19 protein-coding genes are annotated in these 19,567 nt (G+C 41.8%); 8 read left to right on the top strand and 11 right to left on the bottom strand.

Annotated elements, in window-relative coordinates; all coding sequences use genetic code 11:
* Positions 1–12 precede the first annotated feature (12 nt).
* Positions 13–942, bottom strand: coding sequence for an aldo/keto reductase (locus ACP69X_RS14980; protein WP_073978691.1), 930 nt, complete (start codon positions 940–942; stop codon positions 13–15).
* A gap of 159 nt (positions 943–1,101) precedes the next feature.
* Here ACP69X_RS14980 and ACP69X_RS14985 point away from each other — a divergent pair, with 159 nt between their 5' ends.
* The 5 genes from ACP69X_RS14985 to ACP69X_RS15005 all read left to right on the top strand — a co-directional run bounded on the left by ACP69X_RS14985 (position 1,102) and on the right by ACP69X_RS15005 (position 4,800).
* Positions 1,102–1,563 carry a DUF1453 domain-containing protein gene (locus tag ACP69X_RS14985; protein ID WP_241768941.1) on the top strand — a complete coding sequence of 154 codons (462 nt, stop codon included), beginning with the start codon at positions 1,102–1,104 and terminating at the stop codon, positions 1,561–1,563.
* A 22-nt stretch (positions 1,564–1,585) separates the two neighbouring features.
* Positions 1,586–2,578, top strand: coding sequence for a sensor histidine kinase (locus ACP69X_RS14990; RefSeq protein ID WP_426052811.1), 993 nt, complete (start codon positions 1,586–1,588; stop codon positions 2,576–2,578).
* Positions 2,575–2,793 carry a hypothetical protein gene (locus tag ACP69X_RS14995; RefSeq protein ID WP_426052812.1) on the top strand — a complete coding sequence of 73 codons (219 nt, stop codon included), beginning with the start codon at positions 2,575–2,577 and terminating at the stop codon, positions 2,791–2,793. The genes ACP69X_RS14990 and ACP69X_RS14995 overlap by 4 nt, the downstream gene beginning before the upstream one ends.
* Complete coding sequence (locus ACP69X_RS15000; RefSeq protein WP_041088901.1) at positions 2,790–3,446, top strand: response regulator; 657 nt, start codon at positions 2,790–2,792, stop codon at positions 3,444–3,446. The genes ACP69X_RS14995 and ACP69X_RS15000 overlap by 4 nt, the downstream gene beginning before the upstream one ends.
* Before the next feature lie 313 nt (positions 3,447–3,759).
* Positions 3,760–4,800 carry a DUF4352 domain-containing protein gene (locus ACP69X_RS15005; protein ID WP_338527809.1) on the top strand — a complete coding sequence of 347 codons (1,041 nt, stop codon included), beginning with the start codon at positions 3,760–3,762 and terminating at the stop codon, positions 4,798–4,800.
* Positions 4,801–4,845: 45 nt separating this feature from the next.
* On the opposite strand, the gene ACP69X_RS15010 is transcribed toward ACP69X_RS15005, so the two are convergent.
* The 3 genes from ACP69X_RS15010 to ACP69X_RS15020 all read right to left on the bottom strand — a co-directional run bounded on the left by ACP69X_RS15010 (position 4,846) and on the right by ACP69X_RS15020 (position 8,353).
* Entirely contained in the window at positions 4,846–5,931 is a 1,086-nt protein-coding gene (locus tag ACP69X_RS15010) for an SEC-C metal-binding domain-containing protein (RefSeq protein WP_041088896.1), read from the bottom strand.
* Between the two features lie 192 nt (positions 5,932–6,123).
* Complete coding sequence (locus tag ACP69X_RS15015) at positions 6,124–7,062, bottom strand: response regulator (RefSeq protein WP_041088894.1); 939 nt, start codon at positions 7,060–7,062, stop codon at positions 6,124–6,126.
* Between the two features lie 4 nt (positions 7,063–7,066).
* Positions 7,067–8,353: an ATP-binding protein gene (locus ACP69X_RS15020; protein ID WP_041088892.1), complete on the bottom strand. Its 1,287-nt coding sequence runs from the start codon at positions 8,351–8,353 to the stop codon at positions 7,067–7,069.
* 495 nt (positions 8,354–8,848) lie between these two features.
* On the opposite strand from ACP69X_RS15020, the gene ACP69X_RS15025 reads away from it, so the two are divergent.
* Both ACP69X_RS15025 and ACP69X_RS15030 read left to right on the top strand, forming a co-directional pair.
* The gene (locus ACP69X_RS15025; RefSeq protein WP_024427212.1) at positions 8,849–9,829 is read left to right on the top strand and encodes a glutaminase; all 981 of its coding nucleotides are present in this window, start codon (positions 8,849–8,851) and stop codon (positions 9,827–9,829) included.
* 31 nt (positions 9,830–9,860) lie between these two features.
* Positions 9,861–11,276 (top strand): alanine/glycine:cation symporter family protein, encoded by a 1,416-nt coding sequence (locus ACP69X_RS15030; protein WP_041088887.1) that lies wholly within the window; start codon positions 9,861–9,863, stop codon positions 11,274–11,276.
* 38 nt (positions 11,277–11,314) lie between these two features.
* Here ACP69X_RS15030 and ACP69X_RS15035 read toward each other — a convergent pair whose 3' ends face one another.
* The 4 genes from ACP69X_RS15035 to ACP69X_RS15050 form a co-directional block, all read right to left on the bottom strand.
* Positions 11,315–12,175, bottom strand: a complete 861-nt coding sequence (locus tag ACP69X_RS15035; RefSeq protein WP_041088885.1) for an alpha/beta fold hydrolase — start codon at positions 12,173–12,175, stop codon at positions 11,315–11,317.
* 268 nt (positions 12,176–12,443) lie between these two features.
* On the bottom strand, positions 12,444–12,809 hold the full coding sequence (locus ACP69X_RS15040; protein WP_025092526.1) for a VOC family protein: 366 nt from the start codon (positions 12,807–12,809) through the stop codon (positions 12,444–12,446).
* A 100-nt stretch (positions 12,810–12,909) separates the two neighbouring features.
* Positions 12,910–14,292, bottom strand: coding sequence for an amino acid permease (locus ACP69X_RS15045; protein ID WP_041088883.1), 1,383 nt, complete (start codon positions 14,290–14,292; stop codon positions 12,910–12,912).
* A gap of 66 nt (positions 14,293–14,358) precedes the next feature.
* A complete protein-coding gene (locus ACP69X_RS15050) occupies positions 14,359–15,867 on the bottom strand; it encodes a class I adenylate-forming enzyme family protein (protein ID WP_041088881.1) in 1,509 nt (502 codons plus the stop codon).
* Positions 15,868–16,128: 261 nt separating this feature from the next.
* On the opposite strand from ACP69X_RS15050, the gene ACP69X_RS15055 reads away from it, so the two are divergent.
* Complete coding sequence (locus ACP69X_RS15055; RefSeq protein ID WP_041088879.1) at positions 16,129–16,566, top strand: MarR family winged helix-turn-helix transcriptional regulator; 438 nt, start codon at positions 16,129–16,131, stop codon at positions 16,564–16,566.
* Positions 16,567–16,587: 21 nt separating this feature from the next.
* Here the strand turns inward: ACP69X_RS15055 and ACP69X_RS15060 are convergent, their stop codons facing one another.
* From ACP69X_RS15060 to ACP69X_RS15070, 3 genes are all read right to left on the bottom strand, one after another.
* Positions 16,588–17,721 (bottom strand): zinc-dependent alcohol dehydrogenase, encoded by a 1,134-nt coding sequence (locus ACP69X_RS15060; RefSeq protein WP_073978653.1) that lies wholly within the window; start codon positions 17,719–17,721, stop codon positions 16,588–16,590.
* A 154-nt stretch (positions 17,722–17,875) separates the two neighbouring features.
* Entirely contained in the window at positions 17,876–18,898 is a 1,023-nt protein-coding gene (locus tag ACP69X_RS15065) for a quercetin 2,3-dioxygenase (RefSeq protein WP_041088875.1), read from the bottom strand.
* 80 nt (positions 18,899–18,978) lie between these two features.
* A complete protein-coding gene (locus ACP69X_RS15070; RefSeq protein ID WP_231120158.1) occupies positions 18,979–19,551 on the bottom strand; it encodes a TetR/AcrR family transcriptional regulator in 573 nt (190 codons plus the stop codon).
* Positions 19,552–19,567: the final 16 nt, after the last annotated feature.

Raw genomic sequence — 19,567 nt, forward strand, 5'->3', positions numbered from 1 at the left:
CTTTTTTTAGTGTTAAGAGAATATCTTGTCGATTTGATTGATTTCCTCTTCTGTTAATTGAACATCGTTTGTTTTTAGGTTTTGCAGCACTTGGTCTGCTCTTTTTGCCCCTGGAATAATAGCATCAATGCCATCCTGCGCTAAGAGCCAAGCGAGTGCGACGTGTGCTGTTTCTGCATTCTTTGATTGAGCAATGTCCTTCAGCTTGTCTACTTTTTCGAGATTTGAAAGGAATGCATCGCCTTGGAAAAGCGGATCCTTTGCTCGAATATCATCAAATGTCGCATCCTTTGTAAATTTCCCGGTCAACAAGCCTGATGCCAATGGGAAATAAGGAATAAAGGAGATACCATGCTCGACGCAGTATGGAAGAAGATCCTGCTCCGCCTGACGTTTCAGCAGAGAATACTCCGACTGAAGCACGTCTAAGTAGCCATCTCGGTTAAAAGCTTGAAGCTGTTCAAAATCAAGGTTGGATGCACCGATCGCCTTGATTTTCCCTTCGTCCTTCAATTCCTTTAATGTGCCTGCTACTTCCTCGAGTGGCGTGCGCCCATCCGGGAAATGCATATAGTACAAGTCAATATAATCTGTTTGCAGTCGTTTCAGGCTATTTTCGACCTGCTCTCTTAAGAAATCACGGCTGTTATCAAGTTCAATTTGCCCGTTTACTTCCTTATGAGCTCCTTTTGTCGCAAGGACAAGCTTTTCTCTGCCGCCTCTTTTGGCAATGATCTCACCGATTAATTCCTCTGAACGGCCCAGCCCATAAATAAAAGCAGAATCTAGGAAATTGACACCTTGATCAAGAGCCGTCTCCACAAGCTCCCGTCCAGCATCCTCACTAAGATTCGGGAATAAATTATGTCCACCTACTGCATTCGTACCAAGCCCTATTGGATTTACCTGCAAATCAGTTCGTCCAAGCGTTACCTTTTTCAAAAGCTCATCTCCCTTATCTACGTAATCATCCTTATTTTCCCATGAATCAATTCCAACATTCAAGTATCCCGCTTTCTGAAAATCAACCTACGGGTGGACGCCGCGAAAATAGAAGATGCGTATGATGAAGATAGACTAAAACGAAAAGGAGATCTTGTCATGACCATTCAATTTGTCATCATTATGATTATTCTGCTTTTAAGAACAGGCAAGGAAAAAGAAATCCGCCCCATCAGGCTTCTCATAGGGCCGCTCATTTTATTAGGCACTCTCTCTTATTCCTTTACCCAGCATATTGAAATCACGGTGATGAGCCTGCTTGTGATGACCGGCTTTGCATTCGCAGGTTTTGCAATCGGGCTTTGGAGAGGTAAACTATACAAAGTAACATATGATCAACAGTCGGGACGTATCACCGCCGCCAGCTCACTCTATGGAACACTTTTTTTCATCGGAATCATTCTTATCCGGATGACAGTAGGTTCAGTTGTACAGGATGGCGGTCATTCCCTGATCATTTTCGCAAATGGCCTGACATTCCTTCCAATTGGCAGTATGATCGGATTACGTTTTATTCTTTTAAAAAGATATATGAACATCAAGGCATCTGCTGCTATTTAACTGACAGACAGGAGTTTTTGATATGAACCTTCAGCAGCCACTCAAGCTTTTAGGTCAAATAAGGCGAAAATTCGTATTAGGCCTTGTATTGACCTATATGTATATTCAAATGTATGAGCCCCTTTCAATAGGCGGATTGGTGTTTCGCACCTTCGTCTATTTGGTGTTTCTCCTTTGTCTTTTTCCAAAAAGCAAGCTGTCACCTAAAAAGCAATTTTCTATGCTCCTCTTGATGTGGATTCTGACACATCTCTTGTGGTTGGTGACAGGTCAGATTCAAGACAGTATCGGCCTGACCTTTTTTATGATTGGCTTTATCGCTTTTCGTTTTTCAGAGGCGCATCACCCCTATCTATTTGCTATCATCTTTTTCACTAGTGGGATCAGCTATTATGTAAACGATTTTTCTTGGAACATGGTGATCACTCTCCCACTATTCCAGCTGCTTGTGTATACACTTGTTTTGATTTCTAGAATGCGGCGGCGTGAACAGGAATTAAAGGAAGAACACTTCGGGGAACTGCAATTGGTTCACAAGGAATTATCAGAAGCCCATGAACAATTGAAAAAGGCACATATGGAACTTGAAGAAGCGACCGTTCAGTCACTCCAATTTGCAGTACTGGAGGAGCGAAGCAGAATTGCACGTGACCTGCATGACAGCATCGGTCACCAATTAACCTCGATGATTGTCCAGCTGCAGTCTTTGCCCTACCGTTTAAAACAGGAAGAACCAGAGCAGATGGCGCAGACGTTTCAGGAGCTGATCAATATTTCTAAAAATTGTCTCACCGAAGTTCGTTCTGTGGTTCATCATATGGCGTCAGATGATGCAGGTCTCGGACTTGCAGGGCTTCGTAGTCTTATCAAGCAAGGAGAGATATCGGGAGAGATAGATATTCACTTTCATACAGAGCAGCTTACGTATAAAAAATGGCCGCTCTCCGTATCTGAACTGCTTTACCGCATTTTACAAGAAGCCATTACCAATGCCATGCCAAGGCGACCGCGATGACCATTACACTATATAACCACCAGCATGAGCTGATGATGAACATTGAAGACGATGGATATTTGACCAGCGAAAAAGATATTTCATTTGGATTTGGGCTGTCAGGCATGAAGGCACGGTGTGACGCTGCAGGCGGTTCCCTCAAGACGTCCATACGCGAGCCGCACGGCTTTTGTATCCATCTTCAAATTCCTATCAAGGAGGACTCTGAGACATGACACCCCCTATAAAGATTGGCATTATTGATGATCAGCCGCTGATCCGCCAAGGATTTCGTTATATTGCAAGCGCTCAAGAGGATATTGACGTCATATGGGAGGCGTCAGACGGTCAGGAGGCGGTTGAGCTTTGCTTGATCAACAAACCAGACGTACTGCTCATGGATGTACAAATGCCTGGAATGGATGGCATCACGGCAACAGAGCACATTTTAAAAAAGCATCAAGATGTAAAAGTTGTGATTCTCACGACCTTTGATACGGAAGAATACGTCTTTGACGGGATTCGTGCAGGGGCAGTCGGTTATTTGCTGAAGGATACAATGCCTGAGGAATTAATTGAGGCCATCCGCACCGCCTTTGCTGGTGAATCTGTCTTTCGAACAGCAGCCTCTGAGCACATGATGGCACGAGCTCTTCAGCAGGCAAATGATACACATCACACTCATCTGCTTCACGAATCATTTACAGAACGTGAACGCGATGTTTTACAGCAAATGGCCTATGGTTTAAAGAATGAAGACATCGCTGATCAATTATTTATCAGCAAAAGTACAGTAAAAACGCATGTGCACCGTATATTACAAAAGCTCAATGCACAAGACCGCACACAGGCTGTCGTCTTCGCCATCCGACACCGCCTCGTCAAATGAAAACTACCTTCATTTCAAGATTTTTATACAAAAAACATTTAAAACCTAAAATAAATCTATAAATCAATACTTATTAACCAGTATATTATGCTTATTTAATTCCTTATTTTATAGGTAATTGTGTTAAAAATTATTAAAAATAGGGACTAAAACCTATTCCTCATCATGAATGAATTTCGATAGAATGAATAGTGCAAATCGTCATTAGGATATTTTCCCCTTTAACACCCGATTATACCATTCTATCTGTTTCTTTTTTCATAGTCAGATAGCGGGAATGAAATGACGAAAGAAAAGCAAAGGAGCATCAACTGTGAATCTTAAAAAAATAAGTGCCTTCCTCATGATTTCATTCGTGATGATCATCTCTGCAGCCTGCCAGAGCTCAGCCAAATCAACAGACGCTGACCAAAAGTCAACGAAAACAGCAGAGGTAAAAGTCAATAGCTACGAATATACGTTACCAGAAGACTCAACAACTACCCTGAGAGACAATGAATTGGTCCTAAAAGTCAACCTGACGATCACAAACAAAGGTGACAAAGCCCTTTCATTATATAACTCTGACTTCTCCCTTTATCAGGACGATGCCAAAGTATCTGATTTAAAATTCTACGGCAGTAAAGACCGTCTTGACCTTGGTTCATTGAACAAAGGCAAGTCACTTTCAGGAGCTCTTTATTTCCTAGTAGACAAAGGGAAAAAATATCAGTTCGTGTATCAGGACAGCATCAAGAAAAACAGTGATTCCATCCAAATCGATCTAGATGGAAACAAAATACTCGATACAGCAAAAAAGCTGGATAACCCAGCAAAAGCGTTATCCGCTTATACTGATATTATTGTTTTTGACAAAAAGAACGATCAATTCGCAGATTTAACGGGTGACAATCAATCGGATGTCGTCAATAAATACCATGAAATGTTTGTTAAAGACTTCAAAAGAAGTGCAGGAATATACGGTAATGAAGTGAGTGACCGTGATATTCTGTCGATGTACAAACGCATTCAAAACACTATGAAGGATAAAGCCAAAGTAGAAACAAGTGTGAAAACCATCTCTGATGACGAAGCAAAGGTTGTCGCTCAAGTAACAGGCATTGATGCTTCTAACTTAAAAGACAAGCTAGACAAGAAAAGAGACGAGTTTTACAACGGGAAAATCCGTTCTAAAGAAGAATTGTATAAAAAAAGCTTAAACATGTACGCATCTGAATTCGAAAAGCTCCCTCCCGTCTCCAGCCCAGCTGAATATGAAGTGAAAATGAAACGTAATGGAGATGGTCAATGGAAAATCGACCTCAACGATTATAATACAGAGCAGTACATGAGTGGTTTTATTAAAACGAGATAATCTAAAAAAGACGCTGGCCTCTGAAGGTGCCGCGTCTTTTTTAGATTATACTGTCGCCTCTTGCTCTTCTTTCACCGCTTTTTCGATATCTTTAAAACGGCTCGATACAGTCGACGCACTAATGCCATACTTCTTCGCTACTTGTGCTTGAGAAAGCGGAGCATCGCTTGCAAGTGAATGAATATAGTATTCGATTCCCGCTGCAAATGACGCTGCTTTACGGATCACAGGTGATTTCTGATCACAGTAGGCTTTCCAAACCGTTAAAGCACCATCTGTCAGGCTTTGGTCACCGTGCTCCTTCATTCCGTCTTCAATCAGCTTAGCTGTTTCCAGCTGGACGTCACTTGCCCAGTCCATACGATCTGCTGATAGGCCTGCATCGCCTTCTGTTTGAGCAGGTGTTTCTGATTCTTCTACTTCTTGCTTCGCAAACATACACTTCAGCACATCAGGGAATGATTCTCTCATAAATGTGCTGCGCGCTTCTCCATTTGCTTCATATGCGTCAACAAGCTGGCGGACCTGAAGAAGAAGAGTATCTGTGAACTCTTTCGCAAACATCGTATACTGAATGAAAAACTCTGCTTTTTCTTCAAATTGAACAGGAAAACCAAGCACGAGACTTCCCTTTTCAGGCAGTACCGTTTGATCCGGTTTTACATCTACTTCAACCTTCTCAGCTGTTACCATATTTTCAAAGTAAAGAGACTCGTCCGTTTTTTCATTTAATAAAAGCAAAGATGGCTCCATATCTGTCCAAGATTGAACCACTTGTCTTGTTTTCGGACGGGTAATATCTTCTGCTTTCTTTGTCAGGAATTCTTGGAAAATGGTTTCTTTCTGATCAGTTAATGGACGGAAGAAGATGCCCCATACACTCAAATGGAAAACTGAGATTTGTTGCGTTTCTTTATCCATATCTGCAAGGAAAGAAAACTCATTAATGAATTGATTGATCGCTCTCTGATGTTTAGAAAAAGCATAATTCATTAAATCCTTTTGAACTTGTACAGCTTCCTTAAACACAAGCTCAGACGTTTGTTCTCCACCTGATTTTTGACCACAGCAATGTTTATATTTTTTTCCGCTTCCGCATGGGCAGAGCGCATTTCGTTTAATTTTTCCCAAAATAAAACCTCCGACATTCTAGTCTAACCTCACTATTTTAACAAACGATTGCACAGGAGGGTTTTATTTTCAAGAAAAAAGAAAAATCAGAATGATCAGTTAAATTATAAAACCACCTGAAGATCAAGACAGATCATAGGAAAGGCAGACCGTTCTCTGTTTATTTTCTCCAATCATACCAACAGATTTTCCTCAGCTCATTTCTTCGAATAGCTGCTTTGCTTCAAAATAAAAGATTTGAACGAATTTCTTTGTATTGACTCTGCCCGTCGATCCTGCGGGAGAAGATGTCTTCTGCATTTCTTTCATTCTTTGGCTGACATCGGTAAAATCGAAAAACTTCGACGCGTAGTGCTCAAACTTAGGATTTGAGAAATCTGTTAATCCTAGTGAGGCAAAATGATTCAAGGAATGATGAATAGCTCGTCTAATCCGCTGCTCCGCCGCTTTCACTTCCCGCATCACTTCAACATCGGTTGCACCATGATCCAGCTTTCTTTCTGCTGTTTTGATAAACAGCTGCTTTAGCGGCGGGAAATTGACCTCATGAGAATTGGCTGACTGAGTTTCATGTAAGTAGATGAGTATCTCCAGTAAATCCTTAGAGCCGTTCTCGCCGACAATTCCCAGCTCAGATAAGAGGAATTCCCCAGCCTCTTTCATCGTTCTTCTCTTCGCTCCAGCGCCAGCACCTTGAGAAATCACAGGCTCTAATGGCAGCACGTGGCGAAGAGAGGCTTGTATATCGTAAATCGATTTTTCCAGCTTGATACGCTCCATGACTTTTCGAATCACACTGACGATTTCAATGCGATTGACAGGCTTATGGATATAATATTCAATCCCTAGTTCATAGGCTTCTGCCATCATCTCTTTTGCCTCTACTTGGGAAATCATAATGACCTTGCCTTTGAATTCAGGGTGAATATGGCGAATGGTTTGAATGCCGTCTCTAGCAGGCATCAAAAGATCAATCAAAAGGATGTCTACTTTCTTGAGGTTCAGTGAATGGGCCTCTAATCCAACTCCGTCACCCGCTTCATCTACGACCTCTCCCAAATCCTCATCCTCTATGATTTGACCTAAAATCGAGCGTATTGCACGATCATCATCTGCAATGAAGAATCGCATACACTCACCCTCTCTGTATTAAATTTTGTATAGGAAGGACAAGCAGAAATGCTGTACCTTTTGTTTCTTTTGGTTCGATTTGAATATGGCCGCCAAGCTCTTGAACCAGCTCTCTCACATAGGATAAGCCAATCCCAGTAGATGGAGTTCCAAATGCATCAAATTTGGAGGTATAGCCTGGATCAAACACAATTTCTCTCATTTTTTTAGGAATCCCCGGTCCATCATCTTCAATCCGAATCTCTATTTTATCATGACTTCCTTTCAATTCGAGTGAGATCATCCCGGTATCCTTTATAGCTTCGACTGCATTGGCCATTAAATTATTAATCAGCGATAAGAAAATAAACACATGATAATCATGCAGATGAATGCCCCTTATATCAGATGTAAAGGTGATGTTTTTCCCAAGAGATAAAGCATACTTCTCTTGAATACGGATTACAATTTGAACGAGCTCTTCCGCCTTCATGTAATCTTGCATATTTTCCTTCGAAATCAGCTTTGAAAGCCCAGCATAAATACGCTGATTGTCCTTTTTCACTTCATGAATTTCTCCTGCGAGCTTTAACAGCTCCTGACTCACTTTTTTCCCTGCTTCGTGTTCATGCAGCAGACGATAAAGCCGGTATGATTCCTGCGTAATATGCTCTGTATGTTTTAACGTTTTCTTTAAGTGCACCGTTTCTTCATATAAATTCGAAATGACCATCATCATATGCTCGTTTTGTTTCATGATCTGCTTCTCTCTTGATTGTGCCTCATACAGCTTCATCATATTAAAAAAACTGATCACCACAAAGCTGTGAGCAAATGCAATGAGGAACATATCGCTCAGCTTTGATAAAGTCATCGTTGTATCAAACACTAAAAATTGTACAAACAGCTCGACAAAATCAGCAACTAATTCGATCATCAGACCGATAATCCCAATGAAAATAGAGCGCTGTTTAAAGCGACCCGTACGGACGGCAAAAAACAGGAAAGCATACGTGAAATAGAAAAAGAAGCTTGGGAATTGCTGATAAAATGATGAAGCCAGATCAGCATTCTGCTGAATTAAATCTAACCCTACCCGAAAAAGCACAATAGCTGCACCTGTTAAAAATCCAGGCAATAGCGGTCTAGATTTTCTTAAGAGTAATAAACAAAAGAAAAACGCAGGTGCGCCAAAGCTGATGCGAAACGTCTCATTCACAGGATAAAACTTCAGCTCTCCTGCAAGCGGCACAATAACCATCATAAAAATTAAAATGAAAGCGTCCCTTTTGACAAGCTGATTTAAACTCAAATGACTGACATCCCTTCCCCTGTTTGCATAGCCACAGTATACAAGGAGACTCTTTTCTCCACAATGTACAAAAAATAAATTTCACTGCTCCTTTTATCTCCAAAATCCTTTTTTATGACTATTCTCCGGGGCAGTAAGGTGACCTTTCAGCTATTCAGTGTTTTGATCATTGACGACAATAATCGACAAACTGATTTTTATTTGTAAGTTTTTCTGTAGATTTACGTCAGATTGTGTAGTTTCCAAGATAAATTGAATGAACAATTTTAGTGAAACTATATGTAAGCGTTTTCTGAATTTTCACTAAAAACCCTTTTTGTTTTTCCGCCGACAATGCCTTCATTTGTACATATATTTAGGTGTAAAGGAGTGGTGCAAGCAGCGCATGACAAGTTCTTTGAAGATGTGTAACATGTTTTCGTGCCTATTTGATCGCATTTTTTGTCATCCGCCAATTCAATAGGGTACTTTTTGATTTTTGATTGGAGGAATCGTATGAAAACAGCAATTTCTAAAAATACACAACACGCATGCCAGTCTTCTGTTGATCAATGGGCAGAAGAAATACGTCCGTATTACACAAACGGGCAGAATGCTGGCTACATTCCAGCACTTGGAAAAGTGAATTCCTCTCAACTTGGTATCAGCGTGATAGGCCCAGATGGATCATCTGTCCGATATGGTGATTGGGACGTCCCCTTTACCCTGCAAAGTATCTCAAAAGTCATCAGCTTTATAGCTGCCTGTTTAGGAAGAGGCGTACCTTACGTCTTGGATCGGGTAGATGTAGAGCCAACTGGTGATGCATTTAATTCCATCTACCGTCTTGAGATGCATAAACCAGGGAAGCCCTTTAATCCAATGATTAATGCTGGAGCTATTACCGTATCCTCCATCCTTCCCGGAAAGACTTCTACAGAAAAGCTAGCATATATTTTCGATTTAATCGAAAACTTAATAGGTAAGCGTCCTTCTGTTAATGAAGAGGTTTATCAATCAGAATGGGCAACTGCGCATCGCAACCGGGCACTTGCTTATTATTTAAAAGAAACCAATTATTTAGAATCGGATGTCGAGGACACCTTAGAAGTGTATTTAAAGCAATGTTCCATCGAGGTCACAACAGAGGACATCGCCTTGATTGGACTGATTATATCAAGTGATGGCTACCATCCCTTTAAACAAGTCCAAGTCATCCCAAAGGATATCGCCAGACTAACAAAGGCATTGATGCTGACATGCGGCATGTATAATGCGTCTGGGAATTTTGCTGCTTTCGTAGGCGTTCCAGCCAAAAGTGGTGTGTCTGGAGGAATTATGGCTTGCGTTCCGCCAAGCGCAAGAAGAGAGTTCCCGTTTCAGACAGGCTGTGGTATTGGCATTTACGGTCCTGCCATTGACGATTGCGGAAATAGTATTACCGGTGTCATGATGCTGAAAAAGCTCGCTAAAGAGTGGGATCTCAGTATTTTTTAAAGAAATAGGATGAATTAGAAGAGGTGATGTTATGAATGGTTTATTAACAACAACAAATGGTTTTCTATGGTCATATATTATTGTTGCACTATTAATTCTTGTCGGCCTTTATTTCACATTCAGGTCTCGTTTCCTTCAAGTGCGTATGCTTAAGGAAATGGTGATCGTTCTGAAGGAAGGAACAAACAAACAAAAATCTGGCGTATCACCATTCCAAGCCTTTGCTATTAGTATGGCGGCTCGGGTTGGAACTGGGAACATTACTGGGATTGCGATCGCAATTGCAATGGGTGGTCCCGGCGCTATTTTTTGGATGTGGCTCCTAGCCATTATCGGTTCCGCGTCAAGCTTTGTTGAAAGTACGCTTGCCCAAGTGTATAAAGTAAAAGATGCATCAGGCTTTCGCGGTGGTCCCGCTTACTATATTGAAAAAGGCTTAAAGAAACGCTGGATGGGGATTTTGTTTGCTGTATTAATCACCATTTCTTTCGGTATTGTCTTTAATGCTGTACAGTCGAACACTATTACCATTGCTTTTGAAAATTCATTTGGCACAAATCGTTTGATCGTAGGCGTCATTATGGCTATTGGATTTAGTATCATCATTTTCGGCGGGGTCAAAACGATTGCCAAGATGGCAGAATACATTGTGGTCTTCTTAGCTGTCGCTTATATTGGTATTGCTCTTTTTGTTATGATTACAAACATTACTGAACTGCCTGGTGTTGTCCAGACTATTATTTCACATGCATTCGGTATTGAGCAGTTTGCAGGTGGTACCATGGGTGCCGTCATTATGGAAGGGATCAAACGGGGTCTATTCTCAAACGAAGCTGGGATGGGTAGCGCACCAAACGCTGCTGCAGCTGCCGTGACGAGCCACCCTGTAAAGCAAGGACTGATCCAAGCATTTGGTGTCTTAATTGATACACTGATTATTTGTACAAGTACTGCCTTTATCGTCCTTTTCTCAAGTGCATATAAAACGACAAAATTAACAGGTATTGAGCTCACTCAAGCATCTTTGAGTGAACACATCGGTCCTTGGGCTTCTGGTGTTCTTGCCATTATGGTTTTCTTATTTGCGTTTAGTACGCTAATCGGGAATTATTACTATGGTGAAACGAACATTGAATTCCTCAAATCAAGCAAAGCATGGTTGATTGGATACCGTATTGCGGTAATTGCAATGGTTTTATTCGGTGCTGTAGCAAGTGTTCCTTTTGTTTGGAATCTTGCCGATCTGTTTATGGGCTTAATGGTCATCGTCAACCTCATTGCCATTACCATGCTGTCTAAAGTCGCCTTTGCAGCATTAAAGGATTATACACGACAGAAAAAAGAGGGGAAAGATCCAGTCTTTTATAAAAATGCCGTTCCAAACAATGAGAACATTGAATGCTGGGATGATGAACCTGCTTCGTTGAAAAAGAATCATATCGGATAAATCACAAGCTCTGGTCCCTCTGACCAGAGCTTTTTTCTTTAGATCAAAAATTCGAGTATGAGTTTGTTCACCACTTCTGGCTTTTCATGATTGATCCAATGAGAGGCATCATCGACAAAGATCAGCTGGCCATTTGGACAGATCTTGATCGTTTCCTTCGCCAGCTTTCTGCTTAAAAACTTGTCTTCCATCCCCCAGATCATGCGAACAGGAACGAGAATTCGTTTGGAAATTGGCTTTTCAAAGCCGCCTTTTTTGATGGCTCGGTACCAATTCAGCATTGAGGTTAAGGCGCCTGGCTGCGTCCAAGCAAGCTTGTAGCTTGAGACATCTTCCTTCGTGAACAATTGCGGTCTTGTCGTCAGCCCAATGGCTTCATCCAGCTTTTGAAAGTGATTTTCTTGAAGTGCTGCCTCTGGAACATTCGGAAGCTGAAAAAAAGCGATATAGGAGCTTTTCTTCCACTGCGGCGGATAAAAAGGTAGAACCTTCATCATCACCCGCGGGTGCGGCATATTGACAATGATTAATTTCTCGACATATTGAGAACGGGTTGAAGCCAAATGCCACGCAACAGCTCCACCCCAGTCATGTCCGCCGACAATCGCCTTTTGGTTCGGGCTCAGCGTCTTGATCAAACCCACAATATCATCTCTCAGTTTATCTAATACGTATGATTCGACTCCTTCTGGCTTGTCACTTAGATGGTAGCCTCTTTGGTCAGGAACGACAACACGATAGCCTGCCTCAGCCAAGGGGATGATTTGATTTTTCCAGCCATACCAAAACTCAGGAAACCCGTGGAGCAGCACAAGCAGCGGGCCATTTTCCGGTCCAGCCATTGCTGTATGAAGTGTTACACCATTTGTTTGGATTGATTGAAACTCAATTTGTTCCATTCCTTTGCCACCCTTCTCCTTGTCCTTTTATTCTTCCAACATAGCATATTTTCCATTTTTCAGAAAATAAAAACACTCACCAAAAAACCTTCACACTGGTGAAGGCTTTTGTTCTTTTTTCAGCGTGATAGAAAACCTTTGCAGCCCTAGGAAGGGCGAGTACCGGGGCAGAGCGAATTGGGCATTCGTGAGTACCGGCACGCAGACCTGACACAGAATGCGAGGGTTTGCCTACACGCTGACACTTCACACTCGTGAAGGTCTTCGTCTATTTCATATAATTCAGAACCCAGATCAACCCGTTTTTCCGGTCCTGTACTTGTCCGTGAAGTGCGCCAAAGAAGGTATCCTGTAATTCGACCAGTACATCTCCATCAGCTTCCAGCGCTTCATAGACTGCCTTTAGTTCTTCTTCATTGTCAAACTGCATGATCAATCTGAGATTCTCTGGCTTTGGCGTGCGTCCAAACGTATCTGAAAAATGAAGCAATGATTCCCCAAGATGCAATTCAGCATGCAGGACACGGTCTTGATGTTCATTTAAGATCTGAATATCCCCACCAAAAATCCCTTGATAATATTGAAGAGATTCTTTCACATCTTCTACAACAATATAAGGACTAACACTAATCAAATCCCTCATCCTCCTCTTGTTCCGTCCATTATCTCTTTTATAGCTTATCCCAAATCGTATGAAAAAAGGCACAAATCGTCAACGGATTTGCACCTTTTTATCATGAAGATTTCGCTAATTCACTATGTTTGTTTGAATACGCTGCGTACATAACGACACCGATTAACAGCCAAACTCCAAAATAAAGCCATGTCCGGCCTGGTAAATTGAGCATAAGGAACAAGCAGCAGCCCATTGATATAATTGGCAAAACCGGCACAAAAGGAACCTTGAAGCCCCTCTCAAGCTGCTGATGTGTCTTTCTCAAAATAAGCACAGATAAACTGACCATGGCAAACGTTAATAATGCACCAATATTCGCTAAGTTGGACAGATCCTTCAAATCAATAAAGCCTGAAATAACAGCTGTCATTCCGCCAATCATCCATATGCTAGCAACAGGCGTATCGCTTTTGTTTGTTTTTGAAAACACTTTAGGCAAAAGTCCGTCTCGGCCCATCGCATAGGCAATTCGAGTTGCCGCATAATTATTGGCGAAAATCACAGCCATCAATCCAATGACCGCACCAACAGAAATAATACCAGCCACGCTATTTTGATGTACACTTTGCAGGACATAGGACATAGCTTCTGTAACATTCAGCTTTGTATAATGCACCATGCCTGTCATGACCAAACAAACAACAATGTAAATGATCGTACAAATAAGTAATGAACCTATGATCCCAATTGGCAGGTTCCGCTGCGGATTTTTCACCTCTTCTGCTGAAGCAGAAATCGCATCAAATCCTAAAAAGGCAAAAAACACAGCAGCTGCACCGGCAATGACGCCTTCCGCGCCAAACGGCATAAACGGCTGCCAATTGGCTGGCTGTACATAAAAGCCGCCTACTACAATGAAAAGAACAATAATACCAAGTTTCACAAACACCATGATATTATTAAATTTTTTACTTTCCTTCGTTCCTCTAGATAAGATCCACGCAATCAGTAAAGCAATGATAATTGCCGGCAGATTCATATATCCGCCTTGCTCCGGCCCCGCTAAGAATTGATGTGGAATCGAAATTCCAAACCCCTCAAGCAGGCTGTTGAAATAACTCGACCAGCCGCTGGCGACAGCTGAAGCAGTCAGCATATAAACAGATAATAAGGTCCAGCCCATCAAATGACCTACAAGCTCGCCCATGGTTGTATATGAATAAATGTATGCACTGCCGAATACAGGAAGCGCTGACGCCATTTCTGCATAGCAAAGTGCTGCCAAACTGCACACAATGGCTGCAATCGCAAAGGAGAAAATGACAGCGGGTCCTGCATCCTTAGCCGCTGTAATTCCAGTTAATACCATAACCCCTGTACCAATCACTGCCCCTATACCAAGAAGCGTGAGATCAAGCCCGCCCAGCGTTTTCTTTACCTTTTGCTGTCTGCTCTGTTCCAACAAATCGTGAATGTGTTTCTTACGAAGAATATGTCGCAAACCCTTTCCCTCCAAAACGTTAGAAAAACAAAAAATCATTCAAATTTCATTATAGCAGAATAGGTACTAAGCATTCACAACCAATTCACGTAAATCTTTCTTCATGATTTTACCAAGCTTGTTTTTTGGCAGTTCACTGATGAAATGAATGGATGGTACTTTGTAATCTGCCAAACGATCCTGACAATAGTTCACCACATCTTCTTCACAGAAATCAGCGGATTCGTCTTTTACGATATATGCACTTGGCACTTCACCATATAATTCGTCCGGCACCCCGATGACAGCTGATTCAATCACACCCGGAATTTGTTCAATGACTTCTTCTACTTGATCAGGGTAGATATTATCTCCGCCGTATAAAATCACATCTTTGTATCTGCCTGTGATAAATAGAAAACCGTCTTCGTCTAGATAGCCTGCATCTCCCATATGGAACCAGCCATCTTTGAGTACCTTCGCAGTAGCGTCAGGCTGATGATAATAGCCTAAGAAATAGAACGGGCTTCTCATGACGACTTCGCCAATTTCTCCAGCTGGCAGTGTTTCCTCTGTCTCAGGATGAACGATTTTCACTTCTACATCTGGATCCACTTTACCAGCAGAGCCCATTTTATCCTCGCCCATCGCAGGATGCCACGCACTGACAACCCATGCTTCCGTGCTTCCGTAGCCATGCATCATCTGAATGCCTGCTTCTTTGTAGTCCTTAATCAAACGGACCGGCACCTTCGTACCGCCAGAAATCGCAATTTCAAAGGATGAAAGATCATACGCACCGCACTTCATTTCTTCCAGCATGTACGTATAAGCTGAAGGGAAAGCCATCATGAATGTAATTCTTTCTTTTTCAATTGTTTCTAAAATGCGCTTCGGTGTTGCATCATGTAAGAAGACAAGCGTATACCCTTCAATCGCAGCGGCGATCAGGTGATTAATTGAACTCATATGATACAGAGGGTGACTCGCCAAGTACCGCTTTCCTTTCAAGTCAAATCCTCGATTCCCACGTCTTGTTAAAAATTGATAGATTCGTCCATGTCCGACCATACAGCCTTTTGGATTACCCGTTGTCCCAGAGGTAAATAAGATCATCGCTAGATCCTCTTCTGATACCTCTTCTGCAAGATCACTGCCATCATTTGAAGCCAATATATCTTCAAACAGCTGCGTTGTTTTCGCATTTACACCAGATTCTACCATGAGACAGTTATCTAAAGACACATCCACCGCAGCAATAATGTCACGGAATTCTCGATCAAAGAATAAAGCCTTTGGCTCTGCTTTTTTCAAAATCCCTTCCAGCTCAAAAGAAGTAAGCTGCCAGCTAAGCGGAACTGCGACTGCACCTGCTTTAATGGCTGCCAGCATAATCGTTGAAAAGTGATGATGGTTTTGACAAATAAAGCAAACGCGGTCACCTTTTCGAATTCCTTTTTGATGTAAGTAATGAGCAAGCTGGTCGATGCGTTTTGCATATTCTTCAAATGTATAAGACACCCCTCCGCCAGTTACCGCCTCAATTTGTGAAGAGCGTTCCATTCTGTCGTTTAGTAATGCCTGTAAAGTATTCAATATCTTCATCTCCAAACGTTTGATTTCCAATAGCCAATTTCCAGCGAATTGGGTTGGCAGATTTTATCTCATTCACATTCTAAAATAAAAACAGCTGAAAGTAAAATCATTTCATTTTGGAATTGTTCTTTATATTAATTGATAATATAGGTAATTTTATAGCCGTCTTCCATTTTGGTTTAAATCATGTTGATTATTATGATAAGATAGACCTAGTAATTGATCGGAAATGCGAATGCAATAGGAAAAGAGGTATGGAGAATGCAACATTTCAAGCTAGAGGCAAGTTTGTTAGACCATGCACTGACAAAGTATTTAAAGGCGACGAAACAAATAGATGAAGAAAATATTCCGAAAAACGTCACGAATGTTAAAGGATTTATTTTACGTATCATCTACCGCCATCAATCATGTACTGTAAAAAATATTCTTCAGGAAGTTTCATTATCTCCCTCTGCAACAACAACCGCTCTCAATCACTTAGAAGACGAAGGGCTGATTATCCGCTCTCGAAATAATAATGACCGCCGTACTGTGTGGATTGAACTCTCTGAATCGGGTGAACAAATTGCTAAACAAATGATCGACAATCGCCAGCTGCTTGTGAATCAATTGTTCAACCACCTTTCAGAGGAAGATAAAAAAACATTTTTTGAATTAATCGAAAAAATGATGGACGAGCACACATTAAAGGCTTAGGGATACCCCTAAGCCTTTTGTTTATGGCTTTAAGACGACCTTTATACAATCATCCTGTTTGTCATTGAAGATGTGGTACGCATGCGCAGCTTCATCTAATGGCAATTTGTGTGTGATAATGGCTCTTGGATCGATTTCACCGCTTGTCACTTTTTGATAGAGCTTTGACATGTATCCTCGAGCAGGGGCTTGGCCCATTTTCAAGGTGACGTTTCTTGCGAAAAAAGCACCTAATGGGAACATATTGTACAGGCCGCCGTACACACCCGTCATCTGCACTGTTCCGCACTTGCGAACGGCTTTTGTGGCAATTTGAATGGGTCCGATCGTTCCGCCTTGGAGCTTGAGCTTTTGTTCAATTTTTTCAAGCGGCGACTTCTTCCCGTCCATTCCGACACAATCAATCACAACATCGGCCCCGCCCTTGGTGAGCTCCTTTAACGTTTCTCCCATGTCGGGATCTTCTGTAAAGTCAAAAACCTCCACGCCGCTCATCCGTTTTGCATGCCGCAGGCGGTAATCGATATAATCGACGGCAATCACACGCTCCGCTCCTTTTTGCCAAGCAAATTGCTGTGCCATTAAACCAACAGGTCCGCAGCCTAGCACGATGACCGTATCGCCTTTTTTCACACCTGCGTGCTCTACGCTCCAATAGGCGGTTGGCAGGACATCTGATAAGAACAGCAATTGTTCATCCTCCAGCTCACAATCCTCTGGAATCTTAAACGGGGTGTAATTTCCAAAAGGTACGCGTAAATATTCTGCCTGTCCTCCGGGGTAATTCCCATATTTCTCACTATAGCCAAAAAGTCCACCCGAGTCGTAGTGCGGGTTTGAGTTGTCACATTGGCTTTCTAAGTGATGATCGCAATATTGGCATTTACCACATGCAACTGTAAATGGAATGACGACACGGTCTCCCTTTTTTACGGCTGTGACATCCGGGCCAACTTCCTCCACAATCCCCATTGGTTCATGCCCAATCACATAGCCGATTGGAAGCGGGAAATTCCCCTGATACAAATGTAAATCTGATCCACAAATTGCTGTTGATGTAATCCGTATGATGACATCTTCCCGATCTTGAATCGACGGTGCATCTACTCTCTTCACTGCAATGCTATTTTTCCCCTGATAAGTAACAGCTCTCACATGCATTTCCTCCTTTAGCTCAAGTCATCTTTACATAGCTTCACCTTGAATGAATGGTTCATTCATCAAATGAGAAATTTATGTGGAGGCAAAAAACAAAAAAGCCTGTCGATTGTTTCGACAGACTCCTGATGTTGTGTAACGCGTTACACACTTATTCCTTTTCGACAAAAAACAAATCATATTGAGTTGAAGTCTCCCGATTGAACATGAAATTCCCTTCTTGAATAAAATAGGGACATATACTTTGGCTTGGAGATTCTTCAAACTGCTCATACACCTGCTCAATTTCTCCTGGAAGCAGCAAAACCAACATTTTATTTGAATGAGACACAAATTCATAAGAGTGAATCGTATCCGGCGGGATATAGGCAAAGTCACCCGGCATCAAGCAAATATCCTCTCCATTCAAATGAAGGTTCATCTTCCCTTCAACACAGTAGATTGCTTCTGTATGAACTTGATGATAATGCGGCGGGAAATATTTCTCCTTCGCTCCTTCAACCACAAAATGACTGAATCCACCTCCTGTTGTTTCTACTGTTGCAATCAGCTCATGAATCTGACCATCAATGATGTATTGCTTCCCTTCACCAGCCTCTAATACATAAGGCTGTACCTCATGAGGAAGCTGACTATGAAATAAAACGGAGGGCCTCGTTGTATTAGACAGTTCTCTGATTCCATGCATCAGGATGATATCGCTTTCTTTTTCAGCCTGCTGAAAACTGGCTACATCGAAAGCATGATGAGTCATAGACCATTCATTCTGAAAAAGCCTCTTCCCAATTTGCTGATAGACATCTGTCATTTTTCCGCCCAGCGTATATGAAATAAATCTTGTTTTATGACTATGCATTCTGTAGCCATGAATCGTTTTGGGCGGGATATGAATATAATCAAAGGCTGTGACCATGTATTTTTTACCATCCAGCATCACTTCAAGCTTTCCTTCCAGCACAAAAATGGTTTCAAAAAAGTGCTCATGACAGTGCAGCGGGAAATAGGCTCCTTTCCCACCTGTGATTAAGGCAAGCTCAAACAGTTGATTCGTTTGATTTGCTTCTGCCAGTATATGAACAAGCTGATTCTCCAGCCCATACAGTTTTCCTGAACCAGACATGGTATAAAAAGAGGTACCTTCGGATTGCTTGATCGATTGCGGTTGCTCCGACATCCCATCACTCCTCATGACGAATTGACTATCTATATTATATAGACCAATTGATATAATAGATAGACAATATGCGAGAGATTTTACTCTTCTCGCATAAATAAGTGTCTAAGGTAACTTTTTACGTGTTCTAAAGGGGTCGTTTGTTTGAGTGCAGTGGTCATCGATAGACCCCCGATCACCATTGAGTGCAGGAGAGAAGCCAGCTCATCCGCTTTGTTTTCTTCATACCCGCTGTTCATTAGTTTTTCTTTTACAAGCTCCTGCCAGCGGATCATTTCTTGTTTGCATGCAGCATGGAGCCGCGTGTTTTCCGGCTTTGACTCTGCTGCCAGCAAGACAATTGGTATCCCTCTTTCACTTTCTTTCTCCATAAATCCTCGAATGATGTTTGTCATAAAACGATCGATGGCAATATACGGATCATCCGAATAAGCAAAGCCTTCTTCAATTTGATTGATGACCTTTTGACTAATGTATTCAACAGATGCAATGGCCAGCTCTTCTTTTCCATTTGGAAAGTAATAATAAAGAGAGCCTTTAGGTGTGCCACTCTCTCTGATGATTTGATTCAATCCTGTCGCATGGTATCCCTGTTTACGTAAAAGAAGTGCTGCCGTTTGAATGATTTTATCCTTCGTACTCACGTGTGACACTCTTTTCCCTCCATAG

It is taken from the genome of Bacillus sp. DC4300-2b2 (assembly GCF_049895685.1).
In the GTDB taxonomy this organism is placed as follows: domain Bacteria; phylum Bacillota; class Bacilli; order Bacillales; family Bacillaceae; genus Bacillus; species Bacillus safensis.